Origin of the sequence: Empedobacter sp. UBA3239 (assembly GCF_002362875.1) — a bacterium.
Classification (GTDB): domain Bacteria; phylum Bacteroidota; class Bacteroidia; order Flavobacteriales; family Weeksellaceae; genus Empedobacter; species Empedobacter falsenii_B.
Genome location: NZ_DEVJ01000027.1, coordinates 1 through 5,045, shown reverse-complemented (window position 1 = coordinate 5,045; position 5,045 = coordinate 1). Strand labels below are relative to the sequence as shown.

The window sequence follows — 5,045 nt, the reverse complement described above, 5'->3', positions numbered from 1 at the left end:
TCGTGAAAAAACAATGTTATCGGCAATACGAAATAAAGTAGTTCAGAAAAAATATTATATTTGCAACATAAATAAAAAGTAAGCAGAAAATGTAAAAATTAATTTCTTAGACAATCTAACAATCAGCTCAAAAAATTGGGCTCCCACTTTTGTTAAACTCAAAAAGAAATTAATTATGCTTACGATTCAAAATTTATCCTATTCACATCCCAATAAAAATACGCTGTTTACTAATTTAAGTATGACAGTAAACCATTCCGATAAAATTGCATTAATTGGCAATAATGGTGTTGGAAAATCTACTTTACTCAAACTTATAGCCAAGGAATTAGAACCTGATGACGGACAAATTTCCTCCGAAACCAAACCCTATTATATTCCTCAAATTTTCGGTCAGTTTAATGATTTGACAATTGCCCAAGCCTTACAAGTTGAAACCAAACTCAATGCTTTACACGAAATTTTAAACGGAAGTGTAGATGAAAAGAATTATAGCCTTTTAAATGACGATTGGACGATAGAAGAAAAATGTCAAGAAGCCCTAAGCTATTGGGATATTTCTGATTTATCACTATCTCAAAAATTAAGCGAATTAAGTGGAGGACAAAAAACAAAAGTCTTTCTCGCAGGTATATTTATTCATCAACCATCATTTGTTTTATTAGATGAACCCAGTAATCATCTTGACAAATCCAGTAGAGACTTACTATACGATTTTATTCAAACCTCAAGAGCAACTTTTATAATCGTTAGCCACGACCGAGAGTTACTTCAGTTATTAAATCCTATTTGTGAGCTCAACAGAAATGAAATTAAAGTTTATGGCGGAAACTATGAATTTTATAAAGAGCAAAAAGAAATTGAACAAAACGCCTTAAGTCAAGATATTCAGAGCAAAGAAAAAGCACTTAGAAAGGCGAAAGAAAAGGAGCGAAAAACAATTGAACGACAACAAAAATTAGATGTTCGAGCAAAAAAGAATTTAGGAAAAGCTGGACTTCCCAAGATAGTATCAGATGCTTGGAAGAATAATGCTGAAAGAAGCTCAGCAAAAATTGCCGGAGTTCATTCAGATAAAATTAATGGTATAAAAGAAGAACTTCAAGATTTGAGGCTTTCCGTTTCTGATATAGAACAAATGAAATTTGAATTTGATTCTTCCAATCTTCATAAAGGTAAAAATCTGTTTATAGCAGAAAATATCAATTTCGCATATAGAACAGGAGGTTTATTATGGGAGAAACCTCTAAACATTCAAATTGTCAGCGGTGAACGAATTGCTATCAACGGAAAAAATGGAACAGGAAAAACCACACTTATCCAAATAATACTCGGAAAACTTAAACCAACGGAAGGAAAAATATTTATTGCTGAAAGTCATTCTGTTTATATTGACCAAGATTATTCTTTAATCAATAATCATTTACAGATTTATGAACAAGCTCAAGAATTTAATCAAACCGGCCTTCAGGAACACGAAGTAAAAATCAGATTAGACCGTTTTTTATTTTCAAAAGATGATTGGGATAAGCCTTGTCATACATTGAGTGGCGGAGAAAGAATGCGGTTAATGTTGTGTTGTTTAAACATTGCTAATCAATCTCCCGACATTATTATCTTAGATGAACCTACCAATAATTTAGACCTTCAAAACATCGAAATTTTAACCAATGCAATCAATGAATATGAAGGAACTTTAATTGTAATTTCCCACGATAAAACGTTCTTACAAGAAATAAATATTGAACGAACTATTGAATTAATGAAGTAAAGCCGATAACATCGGTTTTGCAAGAGAGCGGGTTATTGTTTCCGTTCAAAGATTTTCGTTATATTTAAAGTTCCGTCTTCGCTTGGAAGTCTTATGCTAAAATCCGCTCCCTCGCAAAGCCGCGGCCCGTTATGTGAAAGAATAAAACGGCACCTCCAAAAAGAAAGTGCCGTTTCGAAATTAAATTTATAAATTCTCAATCCACTATTTCTGAAACAGTTGATTTTTCTATTAGGAAAATCCCATCAAAAGAATCTACTATTTCAGTTTTTAGATATATAGAATCAAAACGAATCTTACTACAATTTTTTAATTCCTTACTTTTATTGATTATTAAACAGCATTCTTTTCCTGATAATTCCTGCATAAAAAATTCAACAGAATCCGACTCTGGAGAATCAAGTGGAAATTTATCAACCCTAAAACCAAATTGATAATCATTATCAGGATACAATGCGGCAGTTTCTCCACGTAGATTAGTTATTGCAAATGCTTTGTATTTTTCTCCAAAAGTCATCGAAAGTCTTTGCCCCATTGGATAACAACTAATAAATCCGTCAAAATCGACCGGAGTTTTTTGAATGTGAGCATTGTGGGCAACTAAAATAATCTTTTTACCAAGTGAATTTTTCAAAAACCAATCAATACTTTCTGCCATATACTGGTCTTTTGCTCCCATATCTCCCTCAATTCCCTTTTCAGTAATGAAGCTTTCCATAGCATCAGCATTATAATTCATATAAATCAAGCCTTTAACTTGATGAAGTATCGATTGAAACTCTAAACTTTCCAGTTTTGGTTGAAGAGTGACCAAACGAATGTAAACTTTTAATAGCAATGCTTTTAATTCATTATGTTCAGCTTCATCAAAAAGCGATAAATTTAACGCAAGCTGAGAAGTCGAATAGAAATCAAATTTCTCAGCAAGATTTAAAATCTTCTGTAAGACATCAGAAGAAACGATTGAAAGTCTTTGCAAATAATCAGATACAATACGAAAGTTTGGAAAATAAGAACCTCCATTTTTAGGAATATCCACACCTAAAAAGGTAATTTGATTATTATTGTCTTGATTATACCGACGAAGCCATAGCAAAGTATCTTTAAACTCATTTGGATAATAAAAGTGTGACAGTAACTTATCCAAATCGTCGAATGGAATTTGTGATTTTATCCACTTATCAACTTCTAATCCTTCAGAAAAACCAAACTCAAATGCCAAGGTGTCAAAATCACATTCAGTTACTAAAAACTCAATAACTTGATGCCTGAATGTAAAAAACTCTTTTATGAAATGTGAGTTTTCGCCTAAACCAACAATTGTAGAAGAATCAAAATATTCTCGAAATCGAAAAAGACTTTGTTTTATGGATGTATTATTTTCCGAATTAAACGGAAAAGTTAAGGGTTTTATATTTTTCATTATTACCTTATTTTAAATTAAAAATTAACGTACCAAATAGCAACCGTCTCAAAAAGACGATTTAATAATTTACTTTAATTTTTAATTACCAAGGCTTGCTGAAATACATAAAATGTGAATTATTTGAATACAAAGATACTAAAAATTCCTTCACATAACATCGCATTGGCAAAATGGCAGGTTAAGTGCTAAATTGAAAGTTTCTGCATTTTATTCCGCCGAATGTGTTCCACATTCAGCTTTTTTTAATAATTTAGCTTCTGTGGAAACACATCGGCTACGTCATTGCTAAATTGAACTTTTCGTCCAATTTATCCGCCACTTCGCCAATGCGTTTCCCGTTATGTGCCATTTTTGAATGACAATGCGAATAGATACAGACAAACAAATGAATTTACTTAGTGATAAGAACGTTGCAATAATTGGTGGTGGACCCGTTGGACTGACTATGGCAAAATTATTACAGCAAAACGGCATAGACGTTTCAGTTTACGAAAGAGACAACGACCGAGAGGCAAGGATTTTTGGTGGAACCCTTGACCTACACAAAGGTTCAGGTCAGGAAGCAATGAAAAAAGCGGGATTGTTACAAACTTATTATGACTTAGCCTTACCAATGGGTGTAAATATTGCTGATGAAAAAGGCAATATTTTATCCACAAAAAATGTAAAGCCCGAAAATCGATTTGACAATCCTGAAATAAACAGAAATGACTTAAGGGCTATCTTGTTGAATAGTTTAGAAAACGACACGGTTATTTGGGATAGAAAACTTGTTATGCTTGAACCTGGTAAGAAGAAGTGGACACTAACTTTTGAGAATAAACCGAGTGAAACAGCAGATTTGGTTATTCTTGCCAATGGCGGGATGTCCAAGGTAAGAAAATTTGTTACCGACACGGAAGTTGAAGAAACAGGTACTTTCAATATACAAGCCGATATTCATCAACCAGAGATAAACTGTCCTGGATTTTTTCAGCTATGCAATGGAAACCGGCTAATGGCATCTCACCAAGGTAATTTATTATTTGCTAACCCCAATAATAATGGTGCATTGCATTTTGGAATAAGTTTTAAAACACCTGATGAATGGAAAAACCAAACGCAGGTAGATTTTCAAAACAGAAATAGTGTCGTTGATTTTCTTCTGAAAGAATTTTCCGATTGGGACGAACGCTACAAAGAATTGATTCATACGACGTTGTCATTTGTAGGATTGGCTACACGGATATTTCCTTTAGAAAAGCCTTGGAAAAGCAAGCGCCCATTACCCATAACAATGATTGGGGATGCCGCACATTTGATGCCGCCTTTTGCAGGGCAGGGAGTAAATAGTGGGTTGGTGGATGCCTTGATATTGTCTGATAATCTAGCCGATGGAAAATTTAATAGCATTGAAGAGGCTGTTAAAAATTATGAACAGCAAATGTTTATCTATGGCAAAGAAGCACAAGAAGAATCAACTCAAAACGAAATTGAAATGTTTAAACCCGACTTTACGTTTCAGCAATTGTTAAATGTATAAAATGGAATAAAACGGCACATAACAAACAAATTGGCAATAGAGCCGGTGAAGTACTTCTATTGAACTTTTGTGCAATGTTGAAGATTAGTAATTCTATTCAACATTTGTGCTAAAAGTCGGCTCCATCGCCAATTTGCCAAACGTTGTTAGCAATCCGCTGCGCTCCTTGCTAACAATGGCTCGGCGACTTACGTCGCTTGCCGTAAGCCGCCGCTTCGCGGACTGCTTACAACAAGCGACTTGGCTAAATAGCTCCGCTTTTGTATCTTCGATACAGCTTCGCTACTTCGCCAATTCGCCGAGCCATTATGTGTAATTTTAGCCGC

The 5,045-nt window shown here is 34.0% G+C and carries 3 protein-coding genes; 2 read left to right on the top strand and 1 reads right to left on the bottom strand.

The features are described 5' to 3' along the window. Window positions 1-175: 175 nt before the first annotated feature. Complete coding sequence (gene abc-f / locus B4G36_RS03855) at window positions 176-1,771, top strand: ribosomal protection-like ABC-F family protein (RefSeq protein ID WP_090410526.1); 1,596 nt, start codon at window positions 176-178, stop codon at window positions 1,769-1,771. Between the two features lie 196 nt (window positions 1,772-1,967). Here abc-f and ere(D) read toward each other — a convergent pair whose 3' ends face one another. Then, window positions 1,968-3,194, bottom strand: coding sequence for an EreD family erythromycin esterase (gene ere(D), locus B4G36_RS03850; protein ID WP_015345560.1), 1,227 nt, complete (start codon window positions 3,192-3,194; stop codon window positions 1,968-1,970). 358 nt (window positions 3,195-3,552) lie between these two features. Between ere(D) and B4G36_RS03845 the strand changes: the two genes are divergently transcribed. Next, window positions 3,553-4,719, top strand: coding sequence for a tetracycline-inactivating monooxygenase Tet(X2) (locus tag B4G36_RS03845; RefSeq protein WP_008651082.1), 1,167 nt, complete (start codon window positions 3,553-3,555; stop codon window positions 4,717-4,719). Window positions 4,720-5,045: the final 326 nt, after the last annotated feature.